This window comes from Frankia sp. BMG5.60, assembly GCF_059428125.1.
Genome location: NZ_CM182091.1, coordinates 5,907,509 through 5,928,409, shown reverse-complemented (window position 1 = coordinate 5,928,409; position 20,901 = coordinate 5,907,509). Strand labels below are relative to the sequence as shown.

Genomic DNA, 20,901 nt, shown 5'->3' with positions numbered 1-20,901 from the left:
CGGTGATCCGCTGGCTGGACCTGGCTAGACCGGCTGGCCGGCGGCAAGCTTCTGGACGACGGTGATCAGCTCGTCGGGGTCGAACGGCTTCGTCAGGTAGTAGTCCACCCCGATGCGCGTCCCACGCTTGACGTCGGCCTCCTGCGCCCGCGCGGTCAGCATGATCAGCTTGATGTCGGCGGTCGACCGGTCCTCCCGCAGGTGGGCGGCCACGTCCCAGCCGTTCATCCGCGGCATCATGATGTCGAGCGTGATCACCTGCGGGGCTACGGTCCGCACCATCTCCAGCGCGTCGACACCGTCGACGGCGGTATGGACCTCGAAGCCTTCCAACTCAAGGTTGACGACCACGAGCTGACGTATCACCGCGTCGTCGTCGACGACGAGGACCCGGGGGGCGGCGGGGTACACACCGGAAGCTTACGGCCGACCCGGGTGCGCGATCCGGTGTTCCCGCCTGGTAACGTATGCCGCGTTGACCCGGAGCCCCCGTAGCTCAGGGGATAGAGCACCGCCCTCCGGAGGCGGGTGCGCAGGTTCGAATCCTGCCGGGGGCACGTACAGCATCCAGGCAGTGAAGAGACTGAATGGCTGTTGTACGGGGCGCGGAGGTGCCGACGACCACCCCCGCCACATCGGCAACCTGATCAAGATTGATAGCTGGAATTTTGATCATTATCTGTACCTCCCGACTCTCATGATCGACATGAACGGTGAGTTGCGTGACCTCGTAGAGGCGTCGCTGTAGCGCTTCGGGCGCTTGGCCGAGCTCGAGTTGAAGCGTCGGTAGCGCGTCGAGAAGGGTGAGGTTGTCAGGTCCAGGTCGGTCTGGTTCAGCTTCGTCCGCCACGTCAAGATCTTCGATCTTAGCGAGGGCGGTCGTGCGCTCTACATCGAGTTCGTTGTAGTTACGCCGTAGCCCCCGTGTGAAGGGATCGGCGGGATCACCGTCTTGCGCTTGGCGCAGGATGTTGTCCTGCCTACGCGCGAGATCGTCGATCTTTCGCTGGAGCCTGTCCCTCTCGGCGACCAGTTTGTCTTCCCGTCCCCGGTGGTTCGCCTTCGGCCAGCAGATGTAGTAGACCGGGTCCCCGGGCCGGCGGAGGTTGCCGGCCATACGCCGCCCACAGGTGCAGATAACCATGCCCCGGAAGACGTAGGTGCGCAGAGTAGCGGGATGGCTGTTGGGGGCATTCCCCTCACGGGAGCCCCGTTTGGTCTGCCGCTGGGCGTTGAACTCGTCGAACATCCATTTGGGGATCAACGGCTCATGGACCGGTTGGGGTGACCAAACCCACTTCTCCGGGTCGTTGACCGCCCCATGCCTGGACCGGCTTGCGCGACGGTTGAACACCTGGTAGCCGGTGTACTTGGGGTTGCGGAGCAGGTCGGCCACCGTGGACTTGGACCAGGCCCCGCGTGCCTTGTGGGCCCCGCCGACCGGCTCGGGTGGGGGGTAGCGCTCAAGGTCGGCGTTGAGCTGTTCAGCGATCGCGCCGTAGCCGATCTTCCGGTAGTAGCGCCAGTGCGCGATCTGGGTGACGGTCTCACCGCGCGCCCCGTCCGGCTCGAGCCGGTTCTTCGTCGCCCCACGATCGGCCTTGGCCGAGTTGGGGTGCCGGAAACTCTTGGCACGGTAGCCGTAGGGCGGCTTACCGATGTTCCACCCGTCCCGGACATGGGTGCACAGCCCACCCCATGAGCTCTCCAGGGTGTTCCATACCTCGTACTCGGCGACGGACTGGTTGATCCGCCGTTGCAGGATCTGCGACGCCCGCGGCCCATCGACCTTGATCGGCTCGTTCCACGCGAACAGCGGAACCCCGGCCCGTTCGAGCTGACGTTCGATCGAGAGGTTCTCGAACATCCTCCGGGCGATCCTTGACATCGACTCACAGATCACCACGTCGAACCGGCGGTTGGGATGACCCGCTTCGGTCAGGAGGTCGTCGATGCCCCCGTCTCGGGGGATCGGGATGTCGAAGCGGGAGACGTCGGCGCCATGGCCGCGCTCCCCCAGCTCCTTACGCCCGGACTCCACATCGTAGAAGTGGGCGACGATCATCCAGGACTCCGGCAAGACCGACTTGGCCCGGTCAAGCTGGCGTATCAGCGACTGGCGCGGATCTTGCTGCTCCTCGGTGGAGGTGCGCCCGGCAAAGGCGGCGCGGACCTCTCCACGCAGGACCGAGAGCGGCATCCCGAACGGGGAGACCGCCAGGTCCGAAAGTGCCGGGTTCGTCAGATCCGCCGCCCGGTACGCGGGGCCGGGTCCCGGACGGTCCGGTCCGGCCGCGCGGGACGGATAACCAGGATCGATCACGCCGCCTCCTCATCCGATGTGCCGTTGCCGGTACCTTCTCCGGCAGCCCAGAGCAGAAGATCGCGGATGACGGCCGCCAGCTCGGCCCGTATCCGGTCGGCTTCCGGCCCACTGATCGTCTGGACCTCGCCGTGGAACACCCATCGCCGGCCCGGCCGCCCACTCCCGCCGTCCGGCCGCGTCCGGGGCCGCAGCGCGAGGACCCCCGCGTCCTCGACCTTCGGCGGTTCCTCCACCGACCCGTGAGGTTCTTCGATCGGGGCGCCTCCCGTCGGCGCGACCTGTTCGCTCGCCTCAGGGTGAGCGGTGTCGGGTCGGGGCATCCGCGGCCCGCCGTTGTCGTCGGGGTTGTTGAGGGGACCGGTGGTGCGGGCAGCCGTCATAGAGCCTCCTGACGTCGAGGGAAAGGACGAGGCAGGGGAGGTCAGGATCGGGCAACCGCTTCCAGCAGGGCGCGGTGCAGTATCCGGCTCATTGACGGAAAGAGTAACACCCGGATGGGCCGGAAGGGTACCCGCGAAACACGGAAAATGCTCCGATCCGGGAATTGATCGCGGGCACAGGACCGCCGGAGCCGGGTACGGATTCCCACCTACGGTGGGGGCGGACGACCGATCGGGAAAGGAGCCGGGTCCGGACCCGGACTCCTCCCCTGCCACTGGGTCAGGACGTGGTGGGTCGGCGGATGCCGCTGACGGCCCGGACGGCGAGGACACGGGCCGCGGGCCGTCTGACTGCTGCGCTGCAGGGGATTCTGGGCGTTCAGGGCACGGCAGGCGAGGGGAGTCGGGACGGTCGGGGTCGGCATGGGCCGGGTCGGTCACGAGGTGGGTCTCCTTTCGCGCGGCGCGAAACGCCGCTGTATAGGAAGCCGGTTTTTGGGCCCGCTTTTGACACTCGATCTTCAGAGTTGTTGGAGTGTTGTTCGACGGGCAGTGAGGGTGATAGGGGCCGGCAGGATGCTCGGGACGTTGTTTCCGTGTCCCGGCTAGTAGGAATGGGGCCCACCCACCGGACCGCCAGGTTTAGAGATCAAGATGTGCCATGACATGCATTCACAGCAGAAAATAGTGTGCATTAACTAGTTCGAATGAATGGTGATCGCTGGGCACGGTAACCAGCCCAGTCCGAAGATCGCTGGCGCCCCGCCACCGTCGCCGTGCGGCTCCGGGCCGCGCGGGACGGTCGACGGGCCTACGACGATCGCCGCGCACCGCGCGGAGCGGCCATCGGACCCGGCCACCGGCGGGCGAGGGTCCCCGCCCGCCGGCACGCAATCCACGCGACGACCAGAACCCGAACGGGCCTGCCGCATAACCCACCCGAAGGTCCGGGTCCGGACCCGGACCCGGACCAGGTCGGCCGTGAGACCGGATCGCCCCCCCGACCGGACACGAACACGACCGCAACCATCGGGACCGGCGGGGCGGAACCGGCGGCCGGCGGGACCCGCACGAAGCAGGGCAGGACCAGCGCGAGCCGGGGAGGTCCGACCCGAGGGACCGGCGGTATCGACACGACCGAGTCGGCCGCGGGACCGGCACGGCCGGCGGGACCCGACTCGACCGACCGGACCAGCAGAACCGACGCGACCGACGCGACCGGAGCTGAGCGACTCGACCGGCCGGACCGGCGGCCGGTGGTTCCGAAGTTGTGATCATGGACGGAGCCTCCGAGCGTGCATGCTCGGAGGCTCCACGGGGTGGGTGTCAGGCGGTGGAGATGGGCCGCCGGGACCGGTCGCGGTGGGTGAGTTCGTCGCGGATGTCGTCGCAGCGCGCGGTGAGTTCGCGTGATTCCGTGCGTGCCGCGTCACGGACCTTGATCACGGAGCGGCGTGATCCGTACTTGCCCCCATACATCTGCTGAGCGACCGTGGCGAACATTCCCGTGCGTCTCAGGTCATCGGCGCTGTTCGCGACCTTCATGATCCGTTGAAGGGTCGGGAAGTCTCGTCCGTCACCCCACGCCTGCCCGAAGATCACTTCAGAGATTCCGGCGAGGAAGGTCACGGCCGCCAGATGCTCCGCCTGCCCGTCTACCGCTTCGGGGGTGGGGCTAACGGGAGTGGGCTTGATGGTGCGGTAGCCGTTGCGGTGGGCGGCGTCGTGCACGGCCCACCCCCGGATCATGGACCGGTCGGCAAGGAACATGTCGCCGTTCTTCGGCTGGTACTGCCACCGGTCGGGTTCGCGGGTGGTGACGTCGACGGAGGCGACGACACAGTCGCGGATGATCATCCCGAGTCGGCGGGCGAAGATCAGTACCGCGTCCTGGGCGACGCCGTCGGACACGTCGTCGCTGCCGTAGCTACCGCGTCCGTCCCGCGCGATCGTGGCGGAACCGTCCGCGCGGCGACGCGACCGGGACGCGTCGACCTTCCAGCAGTAGCGGTGGGCGTGGTTGACGATGTCGGCCCAGTCCGCTTCGGTGACCCGCGCCATGTCCTCGGTCGTGGCGGCTTCAGCCGGAACGGTCGACGGAATGTCCCGGGAAAGTAACGGAGAAAAGAAGGAATACGACATGGAAGACCTCCATGCGGGTGGGGGAATTAGCGCCGCGCGCCGGGCGCAACGCGCCGATAACTAATACTCCCTCCCCCACGCGGGAGAATCAATACCTAACGGCGACTTTTTCGGACTTTTTCCGACGATTCTTCCGCCCGCGTTTCCGCAGATCGAAGTCCATTTGTGCGAATTAGGAGCAGGGGAACGCAAGGCGAAAGGTACACAGAAAGAAAAGGGGAAAGGCAAGAAAGCGGGGTCTTCAAATATAGAAAATCGAAGTCAGGAAGACGAAAAAGCGAGTAATGGGCGATGCCGAAGAGCAGTCAGAGAAAGGCGGCGGTACGGGTCGCTGCCGTCCGCCCACAGCGAGGCCGTCCTACTATCTTCCGGGCTCCGGTAGCCCAGTCTGGCTGTTCTTGGGCAGTGCCACGTAGGCTCTGATCTGCGCCAGCATGCGGTGGGGGGATAGCTCGTCAAATGGGCGACCCCTGTGCGGACCGGGTTGGCTACCCGATGGGCGAGGGGTACGCCGATACAGGGATCGGATCTATCTGGCCACCCGCTGGGCCACTCGGCGACTGTGTGGCCAGCAACGCGGTCTACATGGCCAACCTGCTGGTCAGAGCCCTCGCTGGCGGTCGCTGTGTTGCCGCTGACAGTGGCAGCGGTGGCCAACTACGCGGCGGTCGGGGCCGCCAGCGGTGGCCAACAACCACCATCTGGCAGCTCGGGCTGGCCATCTTCATCCGACCTCATACAGCCGACTACAGTATGCAATGCGTGTCGAAAGTTCCAGAACGTGAGATTCTGGTGATCAAGCGCCGTCCTGACGCCGCTTCGCGGAGGCCGTTGTCGGCGCATCACCGTCGGGCTTGGCTGCCTGGGAGGGGCTGCCACTGGCCGAGCCAGGGCGCTTGGCCTATTGCCGGAACCGTGTCCGCCAGCGCCTTCCTGCCGCGCTTTCCCAGCCCCCTACTCGCATACGGCCGTCGCGGTATTCCGACCGTTCAGGGTGCGCCGAACGACTGGCCTGCGAGGTACGGGCGATCCTCGATCGCCGGGCGCGCTGGTTATCGGTCTTCCCAGGGATGCCCTGCGGCGAGGAGTGCGGCGCGCTGCCAGATGAGCAAATATTGACCCCCCCCCCCGGAGAAATTGCCGTTCTGACGGGAACGCTGTGCGTCGTGACGCCGGTAACGCAGGGTGGGAATGTCGAGCAGGATTCCGGTGGCGAGGGCGGAGCCGGCGATGAGGGTTGCGGTGTCCTCGACGCCGCGTAGTGCCGCCCATCCCCCGACGGCGAGGAGCAGAGTGCGGCGCCACATCACCCCGGCCGGGTGCACCGGTGGCAGGGTCTGGTCGGGAAGAGCAGACGCCCACGCGACAGCCAGCGCACCGCGGGCCAGCGGCCCGGCGGGCACGGCCAACGGCAAGGTGTGCAGGGTGCCGTCCCCGTGCAGGTCACGGGCATGACCGACCGCGTAGCCGGCCGCGGGATGCGTGGCGAGCGCGCCGCTGAGGGCGGCGAGCGCGTCGGGTTCGAGCTCGTCGTCGGCGTCGAGGTTCTGGACCAGCGGCGCGGTGCATTCACCGAGGGCGATGTTGCGGGCGACGCCGGGGCCTTCCCGGGTGCCGTGCGCGCCGATCCGGACGCGGCCGTCAGCCGCCGCTCCACAGGCGGCCAGCGTGTCGAGAACTTCGTCGGACGGCCCGTCGATCTGCACCCGCCACGTCCAGTGCGGATGACGCTGCCGACGCAGCGACTCCCACGCCGCCGGCAGGTAGCCCGCGTACTCGGCGTGAGCCGCGGTGACCACATCGACCCGCATGTTCGCAGTATGTACCGATCCGGTCCGCATTCGTGTGGTACATATCCGGAGAAGATCCGCCGGAAGGAGGCACGTGGACGTCGCATCGATCAACGCGCGGCTCGGTCAGGCAGCCTCCACCGACTCCCGTGAGCTGGACCGGGTCTGCGAGGATCTCGCCGCCGAACTGATCGACGCCGGCATCGAACCCCCCTTCCAGATCCCGTCGGCGGACTTCGTCATCGACCCCTGGCTGATCTGCGCCGACCGGTACTGGCGCCGCCGATTCCTGCGCGAGCCCACCGTCGAGGTCGCGGCCCGCTGCGCCCGCTGGCTATACGACCACACCGAGGCGCCGATCCGCCCGAACATCATCGACAAGTGGTCGCTGGGCTACGCCTTCATCACCAAGGACAGCGTCGAGTCCCGCCACGACCTCACCCTCGCCACCGGCCGGATCGTCGAGACAACCCAGGGCTCGGCCGACATCTGCTACTTCGCCGCGCTCTACCACGCCGGAAAGCTCCGCTCGAACTTCTGGTTCGACGAGCTCCACCAGTTCCTCGAATCCTCCCTGCTCGCCGTCGCCGCCGGCCGCCACCGCGACGACCCGCTGTTCACCGGCCTACGCGCCTTCGCCGCGTTCGGCAGCCGCACCATCACCACCAGCCACGCCCTCGACCTCCTCGACACGGCCTGGCGCGCCACGCCACGTTCCCGGGCCGTCGTCGACGTCTGCCTGGGCGCCCTCGCTGCCGCCCCGCGTTTCCCGGGACGGGGCGAGCAGCTACGTCGCCGCGCCACCGACGCCGTCGCCGAGTTCCCGGACGACCATCTGTTCCGGTTTCGCCTCGCGTGCGGCCAACGCATGTGCGGCGACTACACCGACGCACTCGACACCATCGACACCGCGCTGCGCCTGCTGCCCGCGATCGGCACCCGGATCAGCCACGAACTTCTTCAGGAGCAGTACCTACGGGAACGCGACGTCATCGAAAAGGGTCTCGATCTCGCCGAACTGGCCGCCGGCCAACAAACGCGCTGGCGTGCCCAGGACGCCGCCAACCGCGATCTGCGCCGGACGTTGCAGACCTCCGCCATCCGCGCCGTCGAACTCGTCACCGTCTTCACCGCCGCCGTCGCCTTCGCTGTCGGCTCACTCCCGATCACCCTCACCGGCAACCTCGGCTTCCGCGACCGCGCACTCCTGCTCACCATCCTCGGCGCCGGGCTCCTGCTCTTCGCGTTCGTCATCATCGCCGGCACCTGGATCATCACCGGTCGACACCACCCCGACCCCGACGCCAATCCGCCGGACAGAACCAGCAGGCCCTGAACCCAGCCGCCCAGAGCCTCCCCATCTTCACGTCTCAGCCCCGGAGGCTCGGCGTAGCTGGGCTGCGCAGACCCTCAGCCTCCGCCAGTGGTCAACGCGGGAACAGAGATCACGGTGACCTGGGTGGTGGAGACGGTGGTGAGGCCGTTGAACACGCCGGTCTGGCCGCCGCCGGTCCAGGTGACGTTCCAGGTGACGGTGGCGGTCACGGGGAACACGCCGCCGGGCTGGTCGTCGGAGCTGGTCTGGTAGGTGTGGCCGCAGTCCGGTGAGGACGCCTTCGGGTCGATGTCGGGCCGGTAGGGGGTACCGGGGCCGGTGCAGCGGACCTGGGTGCCGTCGCCCATCGTCCAGACAACCTCGGCGGGGGTGGCGACGGCGGTCACCGACACGCCGCCGGCAGCGGCCGTAGCGGAGACAGGCTGCCAGCCGGCTGGGTCGAGCCACATCCAGGTCGGGAGGCGGACGAGCTGCCGGCCGGTCGGGCTCAGGGCGATCTTCGGGCCTTGGAGGCGGAGCTGGTTGCGGGCCTGGTCGGCGAGGGCCGCCGGGTCGGGGGCGGCAGCAGCCGGACCGGCCTGCCCGTCGGCGATCCAGACCGGGGGGCGGTAGAGCGCGTCGCGCCACCCGTCGTTCTGGCACTGGTAGACATACCAGGCCCCCGGTCGCCCATCCGGGCCGGTCGCGGCGGGCCGGACGTGTAGCGCACCTGGCCGGTCCACCGCGGCCATCACGCGAGTTCACCGTCGGGCGGGGCGGGACGGAACAGGACGGGCTGGATGGGATCGCCTTCGGGTTGGAAATCGCTGCGGGTGTAGGAGCACGTCGCAAGTTCTGACGGGTCGAGCGACACGTCACCCGGCGGACTCACCGTCCCGCCGCTGGCCGCGCCGTCCTTCGACGCGCCGCCACGCGGCGCGGGACGAGGTCCATCGTCGTGTGGGACCTGGGGGCTGCCGTTCTGGCCGGCGGCGAGTTCACATCCTGGATGCGGGTTCTGGTCGCAGGTGGTGAATGCGTACGGGTCGCGGGCGAACGCCGGGGAGGCGACTGCGGCGGCCAGCAGGAGAGACATCGCGGTCACTGTCGCCGCGCGCCGGGACCTCAGCATGATCCGAGTGCCTCAACGGCGAAGCGGGTGACCTTCCACGAGCCGTCCTGGTGCAGACGCACTTCGGAGGTGACAGCTCGTCGGCCGCCCGGTTCGTCATCGACCAGCGCCCCGTTGGTGCGGTACTGGAGCCAGTTCGTACTGTCGGCGCAGTCGAACACCATCACCGTCTTCGGCGCGTCGATCGGGCTGACCGAGGTGACCTTCGGATGCAGCACGGGCGCCCCGCGCGACACCAGTCCGTTGTAGTGGTCGGCGTACAGGCTGCCGGAGGCGACCTGCAACGCTGGCCCGGAGGCGTAGCGCACCAGGTCGGGTGACTTCCAGTTCGAGGTGTGACTGGCCTCGGCCATCGCCTGCCACAACCCGACATAGGCGGCCACCGCCCGTTGCCCAGCGATCTCGGCCGGCGAGCTCGGCGTCGGCGACACGGTGACACTCGGCGCCGCCGACAGACCGGTCGACGTCGTCACCGGTCCCGGCTCGGAGCCGTGATCCGAGCTGCACGCCCCCACGACCACGGCGACGGCCAGCAGCGCGCCGGCCGTCGCCCACCGCGCCGGCCGGCGGTCCGTGTCGAGGTCCGAACGAGGAGCCACAGCATCCACCTCGCAATGTGCGGCGGCGGTCCGTCACCCCTTCACCGGCGAAGTCCGGGACTACCTGGCAACCATCGGCGTGTCTCATGAGACACGCCGATGCTTTGGGCGTGCTGCGTGCGGACGTATCGAGCTCGGCCGCTGTGGGTGGCCCCCAGGATCCACCCGCTGGCGGCCCATTTCGTCACTCCGGGTGACGGCTGCTGCCAAGGCGCTCGCGCTGGGAGATGACGCTCGGCGCTTCTGATCAGCTATGTAGTGTTGGCGTGGTGGGATCTCCGCAGACGCTCAGCGAAGCCGACCGACGTCTTGTCGCCGCATGGGCCGCCGATTGCGCAGAGCGGGTTCTGGGGCTGTTCGAGGCCGAAGCTCCACAGGATGACCGCCCTCGCGCCGCCATCGCCCGGACCCGGGCGTTCGCCCGGGGAGAGCTGAACACTGCCGAGGAGATCAGCCGTCGATTCGTGGGTGGCGTCGCTGCCGGTGATGCGAAGGCTCCCGCGGCAGCTGCCGCTGCCCGAGCCGCCGGTCAAGCCGTAGCCATCTGCCACATGGGCGCGCACGCACTGGGCACCGCCGCGTATGCAGCCAAAGCAGCCGGCCTGGCGGCCCCCGGCCGGCCAGGAGCCGTCAAGGACGAGATCCGCTGGCAGCTCAATCACATGGCGGCAGAGGTCCGGGCCGCCCTGCGAGCCCTCCCGCCTGTCGGCGAGAATCGATCAGGTCCTCTCGGGCCCGGGCTCCTCGCATCAGGCCAACTCGGCACGATCATTCGCGACCTCCAAGCCGGTCTTGCCCTGCCCGACCGGGACTGCCCGAAAATACGGTCGTTGTAAACGTAGTGCGATCGGCGGCCTTCAGCCCCGTCGCACCATCACTCAGGTGGTCGTAGCCGTCGCCGGCGACTTGGCCACCTGCGGGCAGTTTCCGCTGGTCACCGACGGGCGGCCGAATCCGCCAGGTGGTTCTCGACGGAGGGGACGAGCATCGTCCAGACCCACCTGGCGAACCGCTGCTCAGCGTCGGCGCAGCTCGCCACCTTCCCTTGGACCGGACAGCGTCTGTGCACCCGCGCCGCGACGCCACAGAACCGCCGAACGACGGAGCCGTCCGTGCCTGTCGGGCGTTCGGGCAACATCGACCGCCGGCGTGCCCGCCCGGACTACTCGTCGCCGTCCGGGCCGAGCCGAAGGGCTTCACAGAGATCGGCCGTGGTCGGGCTTCCTGGCCAGCGGGCGGCCAGGTCGGCGTGCAGCCGCCGTAGCCGTGGCAGGAGCCGGGCGGACCCGGTCGCGATGGCGCGATCGTGGCTGCTTCGATGCCGGCGGCGCCGGCGAGGTCGGGGCTGTCGGCCTGGAGGTAGGCGGCGGCCAGGTGGCAGAGGAACTCCGCCGCCCAGCCGGAGGTCCGTGCCTCGCCGAGTCCGGCGAGTCCGCGAGTGAGGCAGGCGATTGCCTCCTCGTTGTAGGCCGGGTCGTCGCGGCCGAGGTAGCGGCAGACCCAGCCGCGTTCCAACGCGTAGAACTCCGGCGTGTAGTAGTAGATCCACGCCGGAGCGGCCTCCCCGTCCGCCGCCGCGGCGGCGGCGAGATCGGCGCCCCGTGCCAGCGCCTCGACCGCCGGCCGGCGCTGGCCGGCGAGCGCGTGGGCGCGGGCTTCCTGGTGGGCGTCGTAGGCCCGCTGGCCCACCCACACCCGCCCGTCCCGCGACGCCGCTCGTGACAGGCCGACCGCGGCGTCGAGTTGGCCGAGGTGGAACGCCAGATGTCCCTTGAAGCTGATCGTGGTCGCGTGCAGGGTCACCTGGTCCGCCTCCCACGCCCACTCGGCGGCCCGGTCCAGCCACCCGCGTGCCGCCGCCCAGCGGCCGGTGGAGATGTGCAGCCAGCCGGCGAACTCGGCCCACTGCGCGCCGATCTCCACCAGCGGGCCCCGTACCCGCCCCGACGCCTCGCCGATCAGCCTCTCCACCTCGCCCAGCTGCGCCACGACCGGGGCCAGCAGACGGGCCGAGCCGATCAGGTCCTCGGTCGCCCGCTGCTCGGCCAGGATCGCCGCCGACGACGCCACCACCCGACCATCCACCCGGCTCGGCCGGGACACCGCACGGCGCAGCCGCTCCTCGACGTCCGCCAGCGGCGACAGCCCCCACTCCTGCAACACGGACCGGACGTACCGCCGTAGCTGCGGAACCGCCGCCGCCACCGCGGGAAGCGTAATTTGGCTCGCCCGCTGACAGGTCACCACGCCGTACATGAGATCATCCCCGCCCGTCGTCTCGGCTTTGACGCTGTCCCCTCCGGGCCTTGCCTTGCGGTGGTCATCCGGCAGGGACAGCCGACTGCGAGAGGACGCCCTGGTGCGACGAACCCTGGGACCAGCGATCAGCCCGGTCGGCTCCGGAGTGCCCTCGGGACAAGATGATGAGTCCGTGCACCTTTAAATGCAACTGCATCTGTACCATTGTTTATGGGGCGTGCGGAGTCCGCCGGACCGGGTGCGGGCGATGGCAGACTGCGATCAGGTGTGGGTGTCCGATGGCGGAGGAAGCGTGGCGAAGTCGTCAGCAGGGCCGACGGTGCGCAGCCGTCGACTCGGAGTAGAGCTCCGGCGGTTGCGGGAAGCCGCCGGCCTGACGGCCGAGGAGGCAGGGCAGGCCATCCGGGCGTCCGACGCCAAGATCAGCAGGATCGAGAACGGACGGGTCGCCGTACGCGCCGTCGACGTGGCGGATCTTCTGACCCGCTACGGGGTCGAGGACACCGACCAGCGGGACGCGATCCTCACGCTCGCCAAGGAGACACGTCAGCAAGGCTGGTGGCGCAGCTTCAGCGACGTCGTCCCGCGTTGGATGGAGGTCTACATCGGCCTCGAAGCCGACGCCTCGTCGATCAACGTCTACCAGTCGTCCCTCGTGGAAGGACTGCTCCAGACACCGGAGTACGCCGCCGCCGTGATCCACTCGACGTGGCCGGAGCTCCCCGACGAAGAGGTGCGCCGCCGCGTGACGCTGCGGACCAGTCGCCAGGAACGTCTCCGCGGAGCCCGACCACCACGACTGTGGGTGGTGCTCGACGAAGCCGCACTCCGGCGGCCGATCGGCGGACGCGACGTGCTCCACGCCCAGCTCAGGCACCTGGTCGACGCCGGAGCCCAACCGAACATCACGATCCAGGTACTACCGTTCGACGTCGGAGGGCACGCCGCGCTCGGCACCTCCTTCACGCATCTCGGGTTCCCGGACGCCGCCGATCCAGAAGTCGTCTACCTGGAGGTCTTGACAGGCAGCCTCTACGTCGAGAAGCCCGACGAGGTGCGGCAGTATAGAGACAAGCTCGATCATCTCCGAGCCCTCGCGCTCAGCCCCCGCACCTCCGCCGAGATGATCACGAGCTTGTCGAAGGAGCCATCATGACACGCAAGATCGAATTTGACCGGGACAGTCTCTCCTGGCAGCTGTCCAGCTACACCAACGGTAGCGGCGCCTGCGTCGAAGTCGCCGCACTGCCGGAGGACGGACGCGCCATCCGGGACTCGAAGGACCGCAGCGGCCCGATCCTCGTCTTCACCGCAGCCGAGTGGACCGCATTCGTCGCCGGTGTCCGCGATGGCGAGTTTGACTCCTGAAGCAGCTGCAGGTTCCCCGTTGGACCTCAGCCGCCGACGATCTGCGATGGCTGTTCAGAAACCGGCATGGAGACATCTACAGGATCAGTTCCGCGCTCAGGACCCTCATAGGACCGCCCTATCCTCCATCCCGCCGCCGCGGCTACTGGCCACGCAACGGCGAGGAAACACCCGACGCCGGACTCCCTGGCCAACCATGACGGCTCTCAACCGGCACTAGGCAATGTCCGAACAGGAAGGTGGCACCGACGAGCCACGGAGCTCACGTTGTGGGTGCGGTCCCGTGCTGCGCCGGGTGAGCGAGCCACCGCCGGCCGGGTCGGGGGTCCTGCGCGCCGGCACCCTCGTCGTCGACGCGGCTGCCCGCACAGCCACCCGCCACGGCACATCCTTAAAGGTGACGTTCCGGCGAGGACCGACGGGCGCGTCATCGGGCATGAGGCGGTCGGTACCGTCGAGGAGGCCGGGGCAGCCGTCAAGAACGTGGCCGTCGGTGACCGGGTCGGCGTGTCCAAGCCGTCCGGCCGCCGCCTCGGACACGCCATAGTTTTCGCCGGCGAAGGCCAGGCGCGGTCACGTCCGGTGGCGTGGTGTACGGAGGGTGACTCCGCGTGATCCTTGGTTTAGTTTATGCGGTGAGTGTTTCTGGTGTCACGCTGATCTCGGGTGTGTCGGCCGGCGTGTTCCCCGCGTCGGCTTTCCCGAGGATTTCCAGGCCGAAATAGCGGTGGGTTTCGATCCACTCGTCGTGTTGCTCGGCCAGGACCGCGCCGACGAGACGTATGATCGCACCACGGTCCGGGAAGATACCCACGACGTCGGTCCGCCGGCGGATCTCCTTGTTCAGCCGTTCCTGCGGATTCGACGACCAGATCTGCCGCCAGATCTCCCGCGGGTAGCCGGTGAACGCGAGCAGATCCGCTTTCGCCTCTTCCAGATGTGCGGCGGCGCGCGGTAGTTTCTCGGTGAGAGCGTCGACGACCCGGTCGAACTGCACGGCCACCTCGTTCGCGTCCGCCTGATCAAAGATTGTCCGGACCAATGTTGCGACCCACGGCTGCGACGACTTCGGTGTGAACGTCAACAAGTCGCGCAGGTAATGCGTCCGGCATCTTTGCCACGACGCGCCCGGCAGCGTCGCCCCGATCGCCGCGACCAGGCCCCGGTGGGCGTCCGAGGTCACCAGGCGGACCCCGGACAGGCCGCGGGCGACCAGCCCGCGGAAGAACGCCAGCCAGCCGGCCCCGTCCTCGCTGGACACGACGTCGAGGCCGAGGATCTCCCGGTGCCCATCGCCGTTGACCCCGACCGCGAGCAGGCAGTGGACGTTCACGACCCGGCCGTCCTCGCGGACCTTCATCGTCAACGCATCCGCCTGCACGAACCGGTACGGCCCGGCGTCCAGCGGCCTCGAGCGGAACGCCTCGACCTGGCCGTCGAGATGCTTCGCCAACTCCGACACCTGCGACTTCGAGATATGCGCCACCCCGAGCTGTTCCACGAGCTTGTCCACTCTTCTCGTGGAAACACCGAGCAGATAGGACGTCGCGACCACCGAGATCAACGCCTGTTCCGCCCGCCGCCGGCGTGTCAGCAGCCATTCCGGGAAGTACGACCCGGACCGCAGCTTCGGAATTGCTAGATCAATCGTCCCGGCGCGCGTGTCCCACTCCCGCATCCGGTACCCATTCCGACGATTCGTCCGATCCGGTGATATCTCCCCGTACTCCGCACCACAGATCCCATCTGCCTCAGCGCCCATCAACGCCTCCGCAAACGCCTTCACCATCGAACCCAACAGATCCGGACTCGCCGCCACCAGTTCCTTGCCCAGCCCGTCGGCGTCGGTCACAGTCGGACGCACGGCCATCGCGTTTCCTCCTCATCGAGTTGCCTTCGCATGTTTCTCGAGAGGATCACGCGGTGGCCGTCCCACGTCACGGACCGCCACTCCGGCAAGTCGTCAGACGATCACAACCCGTACACCACGTCTGTGGACTCAACTGCCAGGCGCGGGGTGTCGACGGTTTGGGCACCCGCGGGCAACGGCTGTGGCGTGTTGGTTCAGTCGACCGTTGGTTGGGGCAGGTCCTGGTAGACGTCCGGGATGCCGTCGTGGTCACGGTCGACGGTTTCCGCTTCCTGTATCCGGCGGTAGACACGGTTACGGAGGCGAAGCACCACGGTGGCCAGCAGGGCGGCGAGCAGGGAACCGGTCAGGACGGCGATCTTGACATGGTCGTCGCGTTCACTGCCGGTGCCGAAGGCCAGTTCGCCGATGAGCAGAGAGACGGTGAACCCGATACCGGCGAGGACTGCCAGGCCGACGACGTCGACCCAGGCCAGCCCGTCCTCGAGGGTGGCGCGGGTGAAGCGGGCCACCAGGTAGGTGGCGGTCATGATTCCCAGCGGCTTTCCGACGACGAGGCCGATGACGACGCCGATGGCGGCGCGGTCGGAGAGCGCGTCGGCCAGTCCGTTCAGGCCGCCGAGGGTAACTCCGGCGGAGAAGAACGCGAAGACCGGTACCGCGACCCCGGCCGAGAGGGGCCGCCAGCGGTGCTCGAAGTGCTCGGCCAGCCCCGGGCCTGCATCGGGCCCGCCAGCCCGCTGGCTGCGTAGTACCGGTACGGCGAAGCCCAGCAGCACGCCGGCGACGGTGGCGTGCACACCGGAGGCGTGGACCAGTGTCCAGGTGGCGGCGGCCAGGGGCAGCAGGAGCCACCATGAGCGCACCCGGCGTTGCACCAGCAGGGTGAACACCGCCAGCGGCACCAGGGCGCCTAGCAGCGGGAGGACTGAGAGGTGGCGGGTGTAGACGACGGCGATGATGACGATGGCGAGCAGGTCGTCGACCACCGCGAGGGTGAGCAGGAACGTGCGTAGCGCGGACGGCAGATGCCGGCCGATGACCGCCAGTACCGCCAACGCGAAGGCGATGTCGGTGGCGGTCGGGATCGCCCAGCCGCGCGACGCGCCGCCGCCGAGGTTGACCAGCGTGTAGAGGATGGCCGGGACGGCGACGCCACCCAGCGCGGCGACGACCGGGACGGCGGCCCGCCGAGGGTCGCGGAGATCTCCGGCGACGAACTCGCGTTTGAGTTCCAGGCCGGCGACGAAGAAGAAGATTGCCAGCAGGCCGTCGGCGGCCCACTGGGCCAGGGTGAGGTTCAGGTGCGCCCAGGACGGGCCGACCTGGTAGGACAGCATCGACCGGTAGGAGTCCGACCACGGTGAGTTCGCCCAGGCGAGGGCCAAGACCGTGGCGGCGAGCAGCAGCGCGCCACCGATGGTCTCCCTGCGCAGGATCGCGGCGATGCGGCGGGTCTCGGGCCACGACCTGCGGTCGAACAGGCTGAACCGGCGAGGCGGGGTCTGGCTCATGGCGGGGCTCCTAGCCGAGGGGTCAGGTCACAAGCTGCCGACCAGACTTCCCGGCGCACCACTACTTCCCACCGTAGTCGGATCGAAGAGGACATGCGCGCCGCCGCAGTCGAAAGTGCCGGACGGACACAGGCCCACTCCGCCATCGCCGGCCGGTGACGTCCAAGGGCGCCGCACCAAACCCGATCTTGCCCTGCCCGTCGCGTGGGGGCCATCCCACGCGAACCCGAAAAGACCCAAATCAACCCTTACGTTAATGTCTTCCTCTCGGTGCGGTTTCGTCGAGGCATGGGCGGGACGACGCAGGTCGCTGCCGATCAAGGGGGGTGTTCGGTCTTGGGGACCGCACGGGAGGCCGCGGGGCCCAGGACGGCCCAGCCGGGGTGGCTTCGGCCGCCGTCGACGAAGCCGGAGCCGCCGGTACTGACCGGGCTGTGGGGGGTCGCCGCGGTCACGGTGTTCCTCCTGGTGGTGGATCCAGGCCGGCATCTGCGGGGGCGTGGCCGACGCCGCCGGTCGCGGCTCGTGTCACTGTCGCTGCTGCTGATCATCGGGTTGCTGGCCGCAGGGCTCGGGGCCTGCTCCAGCTCCTCGGGGCCGGAGCAGGATCATGGCGCGGCGGGAGTGCACTGGGTGTCCGGCGCCAACGGCAACTACCCGGCCGACGTCAACGCCTGGGGTACGTTCACCGGCCGCGAGATCGGGGTCGCGGTCGTCTTCACCAGCCGTAAGGACTGGTACAACCTCGTCTCGGCGGACTGGCCGACGGCGGCCTTCACCGGGGACAAGTTCCCCGGCGAACTGTCGATCGCGCAACCGCCGTTCCCCGAGGACGGTGACGAGGCCACCTGTGCCAGCGGCGCCTACGACGACTACTGGCGCACCTTCGGCACCACGCTGACGAAATTCGGCCGGGCCGGCGCCTACGTCCGCCTCGGCTGGGAGTTCAACGGCGCCTTCAACTACTGGCACGTGCGCAGTGCCGAGACCTGGAAGACGTGCTTCCGTCGAACGGTGACCTCGATCCGGTCGACCGCACCGAAGGTCAAGATCGACTGGAACATGAATGCCCACTCCGACAAGCTGCCCGCCAGCGGGCAGGACGTGTGGGATGCCTACCCCGGCGACCAGTACGTCGACGTCGTCAGCATCGACTCCTACGATTTCTATCCCCCGTCGATCAACGAGGAGAGCTGGGACCGGCAGTGCCACCAGCGGTCCGGACTGTGCACGGTGATCCAGTTCGCCCGTGCTCACGGCAAGAAGTTCGCCGTCCCGGAGTGGGGGGTGGCCTGGTCGAACGGTGGCGGGAAGGACAACCCCTTCTACATCAGCAAGATGCACGAGACGTTCGTCGCGAATGCGGCGAACCTGGCCTACGAGGCCTACTACAACAACTCCGAGCCGACGAACGTCCGGTCGTCGCTCTACCGGCCGGACCTGAACCCGAACTCCTCGAAGCGCTACATGGAGCTGTTCGGCGCCCGCTAACCCTGGTCCCGCCGATCGGAGCGCGGACTGTTGTCGCTGGAAGAGGGAGTGTCCAACGTACGTTGACCGTAACGGTTCGCGACTCTGGCAGGCTGTACGGCTATGGGAACGGCGGCCCCGGCATCGGGCAGCGCAAGCGGTTCACCGGCGGCGGTGGACTTCTTCATCTCGTACACGGGCGCGGATGAGGCGTGGGCAACGTGGGCGGCGGAGGTGCTGGAGACCGAGGGCCGATCGGTGACGGTGCAGGTGTGGGACTCCCCGGCGGGGGAGAACTTCGTGACCTGGATCAGTGTTCAGATGGACGCTGCGGGCCGGACGGTCGCGCTCTGCTCGGAGGCGTACTTCGCCTCGCACTGGTGCACCCAGGAGTGGACCGGCGCCCTGGCCGGGCGCAAAATCATCCCGTTACGCGTCACCGACTGCCCGATCCCGACCGTGCTGTCCACGATCGGCTACCGGGACCTGCACGGCGTCGACGAGGCGACCGCCCGGCGCCGGCTGGTGGAGGCGGTCGGTCTGGCCCGCCCGACCCGCAGGTCCGACGGCTTCCCCGGCGGTACCGTGGCCGGGCCGCGGGGCGGAGCGGAGGCGGTGTTCCCGGGGCAGACGCCCGAGGTTTGGAATGTGCCGGGACGTAACCGTCATTTCGCCGGCCGAGAGGCGCACCTCGATCAGATCCGCCGGGAACTGGCTGCGGGACCGGTGGCAGTGACCGCGCTGCACGGCATGGGCGGGGTGGGCAAGACCCAGCTGGCCGTCGAGTACGCCCACCGACATGCCGGCGACTACCGGCTGGTGTGGTGGGTCGACGCGGAACAGACCGCGCTGCTGGCCGAGAAGTTCGCTGCCCTGGCCGGACCGTTGAACCTGCCGTCGGACGGGCCGCTGCCCGACGTCGCGGCCGGGGTGGTGGCCGCGTTGGGCCGGCAACAGAGATGGCTGCTTGTCTTCGACAACGCCGAAGAACCTGCCGCGCTGCGTTCCTGGTTTCCAGCCGGCCCCGGGCACATCCTGATCACCTCTCGTAATCCGGCCTGGGACGCCCTGGCCGCGACCGTCGAGGTGGACCTGCTCCCCCGGGTCGAGTCGACTGCCCTGCTGACCCGGCGGCTACCCTCACTGGACGTTGCGGTAGCGGACGGGCTGGCAGCGGAGTTGGGTGATCTGCCGTTGGCACTGGCACAGGCAGCGGGCTATCTCACTCGCACACAGCTGCCTGCCGTCGACTACCTGGACCGTTTCCGCCGGCGGCGGCAGGCGTTCCTCGGGAAGGGCGACGACCCGTTGTATGCCGGACGGATCGACACCTGCTGGTCGGTCTCTCTGGATCGGCTGAAGACCGAGGCGCCGGCCGCAGTGCAGTTGCTCGAACTGTGCGCCCTGCTTGCCCCGGAACACATCCCCATCGGCCTGCTCGGACAGCCCGACCTGCTCGAACCACCGCTGTCCGGCAGCGTCGCGGGCGACGATCCCGACGTCGACCTCGACGACACGATCGCCGCCCTCCTGGACTACTCACTGGCCCGCCGCATCGGGGACGGCCTCGTCGTCCACCGTCTGGTCCAGACGGTTGTCGCCGGCCAGCTGACCTCCACCCGCCGCACCCACGTAGGCGACATGCTGGGCCGACTGCTGGGCGCCGCCGTCCCCGACGATGCCGAGGACCCGGCGGCCTGGTCGGCCTGGGCAGCCCTCGGCCCCCACCTGCTACACGCCCAGGCCGGGCTGATCAGCGTCGACGACCCGCACCGGCTACGCCACGCAGCCGACCTGTTCTGCTGGCACCTGTACGTCCGCGGGGAGTACCGCGCTGCCCGCCAGATCGCCGGCCGGCTGCACCAGCAGACCCTCACCGACCTCGGCCCCGATCACCACGACACCCTGGAAACCGCTACCACCCTCGCCGCCGTCCATGCCGCTCTCGGTGACCACCAAGCTGCCCGGACGTTGGACGAGGACGCCTGGTCCCGGCGTCGGCGGATCCTCGGCGATGACCATCGGCACACGCTGGTGTCGGCGGGAAACCTTGCCATCCGGCTGGCCGCCCTCGGCGACGCGCAGGGCGCGTCGGAACTGGAGAGGGACACCTGGTTGCGGCGCCGGCGGGTCCTCGGCGACGACCACCCCAACACCCTGGCCACCGCGTCCAATCTCGCCATCCGGCTGGCGGAACTCGGTGACCTGCGGGGCGCCCGGGACCTGGCCAAGGACATCTTGGACCGGCGTCGGCGGATCCTCGGCGACGACCACCCCGACACCCTGCAGTCCGCGAACAACCTTGCCGTTCGGCTGGCCGCCCTCGGCGACCTGACAGGCGCGCGGGCGTTGGACAAGGACACCTTGGACCGCCGCCGGCGGGTCCTCGGCGAGGACCATCCCCATACCCTGGCCTCCGCGTTCAACCTCGCCGTCCGGCTGGCCGCCCTCGGCGACCCGCAGCGTGCTCGCGATCTTGCGGAGGACACGCTGAGACGCTGGCGGCGAGTGCTCGGCGAAGAACATCCCGACACGCGCCAAACAGCCCGGCTGCTGGCAAGCTTGCCTGACCGGATCGAATGCAGGTGACAGAACCCCACGCGGCGGGTGGTCCCCGCCGCTGATCACATTGCCGTTCCGCCGCCGGTAGGGCCACGAGGGACGCGCGGGCTCGGCGCCGCTGGCAGATTGCCGCTACTCGGGTCACCCGCTCGGGGCCCGTCGCAGTGCCTTGTC

General features: G+C 68.8%; 17 protein-coding genes, 1 tRNA gene and 1 pseudogene. 8 read left to right on the top strand and 11 right to left on the bottom strand.

Annotated features, from left to right (window positions below; all coding sequences use genetic code 11):
* Positions 1-24: 24 nt before the first annotated feature.
* Positions 25-411 (bottom strand): response regulator transcription factor, encoded by a 387-nt coding sequence (locus AC5R91_RS24315; protein ID WP_495393623.1) that lies wholly within the window; start codon positions 409-411, stop codon positions 25-27.
* A gap of 74 nt (positions 412-485) precedes the next feature.
* On the opposite strand from AC5R91_RS24315, the gene AC5R91_RS24310 reads away from it, so the two are divergent.
* A tRNA-Arg gene (locus tag AC5R91_RS24310) sits at positions 486-557 on the top strand.
* Positions 558-1,228: 671 nt separating this feature from the next.
* Here the strand turns inward: AC5R91_RS24310 and AC5R91_RS24305 are convergent.
* The 4 genes and pseudogenes from AC5R91_RS24305 to AC5R91_RS24290 all read right to left on the bottom strand — a co-directional run.
* Positions 1,229-2,065, bottom strand: a pseudogene (locus AC5R91_RS24305) (recombinase family protein); the annotation flags it as partial.
* 254 nt (positions 2,066-2,319) lie between these two features.
* Positions 2,320-2,706: a hypothetical protein gene (locus AC5R91_RS24300; protein ID WP_495393622.1), complete on the bottom strand. Its 387-nt coding sequence runs from the start codon at positions 2,704-2,706 to the stop codon at positions 2,320-2,322.
* 1,326 nt (positions 2,707-4,032) lie between these two features.
* Positions 4,033-4,848: a hypothetical protein gene (locus tag AC5R91_RS24295; protein WP_495393621.1), complete on the bottom strand. Its 816-nt coding sequence runs from the start codon at positions 4,846-4,848 to the stop codon at positions 4,033-4,035.
* A 1,052-nt stretch (positions 4,849-5,900) separates the two neighbouring features.
* Complete coding sequence (locus tag AC5R91_RS24290; RefSeq protein WP_495393620.1) at positions 5,901-6,659, bottom strand: glycosyltransferase family 2 protein; 759 nt, start codon at positions 6,657-6,659, stop codon at positions 5,901-5,903.
* 73 nt (positions 6,660-6,732) lie between these two features.
* Between AC5R91_RS24290 and AC5R91_RS24285 the strand changes: the two genes are divergently transcribed.
* Positions 6,733-7,974 carry a hypothetical protein gene (locus tag AC5R91_RS24285; RefSeq protein WP_495393619.1) on the top strand — a complete coding sequence of 414 codons (1,242 nt, stop codon included), beginning with the start codon at positions 6,733-6,735 and terminating at the stop codon, positions 7,972-7,974.
* A gap of 74 nt (positions 7,975-8,048) precedes the next feature.
* On the opposite strand, the gene AC5R91_RS24280 is transcribed toward AC5R91_RS24285, so the two are convergent.
* The 3 genes from AC5R91_RS24280 to AC5R91_RS24270 are packed head-to-tail and all read right to left on the bottom strand — an operon-like array spanning position 8,049 to position 9,684.
* Positions 8,049-8,705 carry a hypothetical protein gene (locus AC5R91_RS24280; RefSeq protein ID WP_495393618.1) on the bottom strand — a complete coding sequence of 219 codons (657 nt, stop codon included), beginning with the start codon at positions 8,703-8,705 and terminating at the stop codon, positions 8,049-8,051.
* The gene (locus AC5R91_RS24275) at positions 8,705-9,049 is read right to left on the bottom strand and encodes a hypothetical protein (protein ID WP_495393617.1); all 345 of its coding nucleotides are present in this window, start codon (positions 9,047-9,049) and stop codon (positions 8,705-8,707) included. Before AC5R91_RS24275 ends, AC5R91_RS24280 begins: the two co-directional genes overlap by 1 nt.
* A 29-nt stretch (positions 9,050-9,078) precedes the next feature.
* Positions 9,079-9,684, bottom strand: a complete 606-nt coding sequence (locus AC5R91_RS24270; RefSeq protein WP_495393616.1) for a hypothetical protein — start codon at positions 9,682-9,684, stop codon at positions 9,079-9,081.
* A gap of 227 nt (positions 9,685-9,911) precedes the next feature.
* Between AC5R91_RS24270 and AC5R91_RS24265 the strand changes: the two genes are divergently transcribed.
* On the top strand, positions 9,912-10,520 hold the full coding sequence (locus tag AC5R91_RS24265; RefSeq protein ID WP_495393615.1) for a putative immunity protein: 609 nt from the start codon (positions 9,912-9,914) through the stop codon (positions 10,518-10,520).
* Here AC5R91_RS24265 and AC5R91_RS24260 read toward each other — a convergent pair.
* Positions 10,453-12,015, bottom strand: a complete 1,563-nt coding sequence (locus tag AC5R91_RS24260; protein ID WP_495398046.1) for an NsdA family TPR-like regulatory protein — start codon at positions 12,013-12,015, stop codon at positions 10,453-10,455. The genes AC5R91_RS24265 and AC5R91_RS24260 overlap by 68 nt on opposite strands.
* Before the next feature lie 220 nt (positions 12,016-12,235).
* On the opposite strand from AC5R91_RS24260, the gene AC5R91_RS24255 reads away from it, so the two are divergent.
* The 3 genes from AC5R91_RS24255 to AC5R91_RS24245 all read left to right on the top strand — a co-directional run bounded on the left by AC5R91_RS24255 (position 12,236) and on the right by AC5R91_RS24245 (position 13,926).
* Positions 12,236-13,099, top strand: coding sequence for a helix-turn-helix domain-containing protein (locus AC5R91_RS24255; protein ID WP_495393614.1), 864 nt, complete (start codon positions 12,236-12,238; stop codon positions 13,097-13,099).
* Positions 13,096-13,311 (top strand): DUF397 domain-containing protein, encoded by a 216-nt coding sequence (locus AC5R91_RS24250; RefSeq protein ID WP_495393613.1) that lies wholly within the window; start codon positions 13,096-13,098, stop codon positions 13,309-13,311. The genes AC5R91_RS24255 and AC5R91_RS24250 overlap by 4 nt, the downstream gene beginning before the upstream one ends.
* A 273-nt stretch (positions 13,312-13,584) precedes the next feature.
* Entirely contained in the window at positions 13,585-13,926 is a 342-nt protein-coding gene (locus AC5R91_RS24245; RefSeq protein ID WP_495393612.1) for an alcohol dehydrogenase catalytic domain-containing protein, read from the top strand.
* A 13-nt stretch (positions 13,927-13,939) separates the two neighbouring features.
* On the opposite strand, the gene AC5R91_RS24240 is transcribed toward AC5R91_RS24245, so the two are convergent.
* Positions 13,940-15,181 carry an IS256 family transposase gene (locus tag AC5R91_RS24240; RefSeq protein WP_495392706.1) on the bottom strand — a complete coding sequence of 414 codons (1,242 nt, stop codon included), beginning with the start codon at positions 15,179-15,181 and terminating at the stop codon, positions 13,940-13,942.
* A gap of 194 nt (positions 15,182-15,375) precedes the next feature.
* On the bottom strand, positions 15,376-16,695 hold the full coding sequence (gene nhaA, locus AC5R91_RS24235; RefSeq protein WP_495393611.1) for a Na+/H+ antiporter NhaA: 1,320 nt from the start codon (positions 16,693-16,695) through the stop codon (positions 15,376-15,378).
* A 336-nt stretch (positions 16,696-17,031) separates the two neighbouring features.
* Between nhaA and AC5R91_RS24230 the strand changes: the two genes are divergently transcribed.
* Both AC5R91_RS24230 and fxsT read left to right on the top strand, forming a co-directional pair.
* On the top strand, positions 17,032-18,186 hold the full coding sequence (locus AC5R91_RS24230) for a glycoside hydrolase family 26 protein (RefSeq protein WP_495393610.1): 1,155 nt from the start codon (positions 17,032-17,034) through the stop codon (positions 18,184-18,186).
* Positions 18,187-18,288: 102 nt separating this feature from the next.
* Positions 18,289-20,754, top strand: a complete 2,466-nt coding sequence (fxsT, locus tag AC5R91_RS24225; RefSeq protein ID WP_495393609.1) for an FxSxx-COOH system tetratricopeptide repeat protein — start codon at positions 18,289-18,291, stop codon at positions 20,752-20,754.
* The last annotated feature ends 147 nt before the right edge of the window (positions 20,755-20,901 follow it).

Bases quoted from the DNA above. Each gene is read 5' to 3' on its own strand.
- AC5R91_RS24300 (WP_495393622.1), bottom strand. From the start codon at position 2,706: ATGACGGCTGCCCGCACCACCGGTCCCCTCAACAACCCCGACGACAAC.
- AC5R91_RS24295 (WP_495393621.1), bottom strand. From the start codon at position 4,848: ATGTCGTATTCCTTCTTTTCTCCGTTACTTTCCCGGGACATTCCGTCG.
- AC5R91_RS24290 (WP_495393620.1), bottom strand. From the start codon at position 6,659: ATGCGGGTCGATGTGGTCACCGCGGCTCACGCCGAGTACGCGGGCTAC.
- AC5R91_RS24280 (WP_495393618.1), bottom strand. From the start codon at position 8,705: ATGGCCGCGGTGGACCGGCCAGGTGCGCTACACGTCCGGCCCGCCGCG.
- AC5R91_RS24275 (WP_495393617.1), bottom strand. From the start codon at position 9,049: ATGTCTCTCCTGCTGGCCGCCGCAGTCGCCTCCCCGGCGTTCGCCCGC.
- AC5R91_RS24265 (WP_495393615.1), top strand. From the start codon at position 9,912: ATGACGCTCGGCGCTTCTGATCAGCTATGTAGTGTTGGCGTGGTGGGA.
- AC5R91_RS24250 (WP_495393613.1), top strand. From the start codon at position 13,096: ATGACACGCAAGATCGAATTTGACCGGGACAGTCTCTCCTGGCAGCTG.
- AC5R91_RS24240 (WP_495392706.1), bottom strand. From the start codon at position 15,181: ATGGCCGTGCGTCCGACTGTGACCGACGCCGACGGGCTGGGCAAGGAA.
- nhaA (WP_495393611.1), bottom strand. From the start codon at position 16,695: ATGAGCCAGACCCCGCCTCGCCGGTTCAGCCTGTTCGACCGCAGGTCG.
- fxsT (WP_495393609.1), top strand. From the start codon at position 18,289: ATGGGAACGGCGGCCCCGGCATCGGGCAGCGCAAGCGGTTCACCGGCG.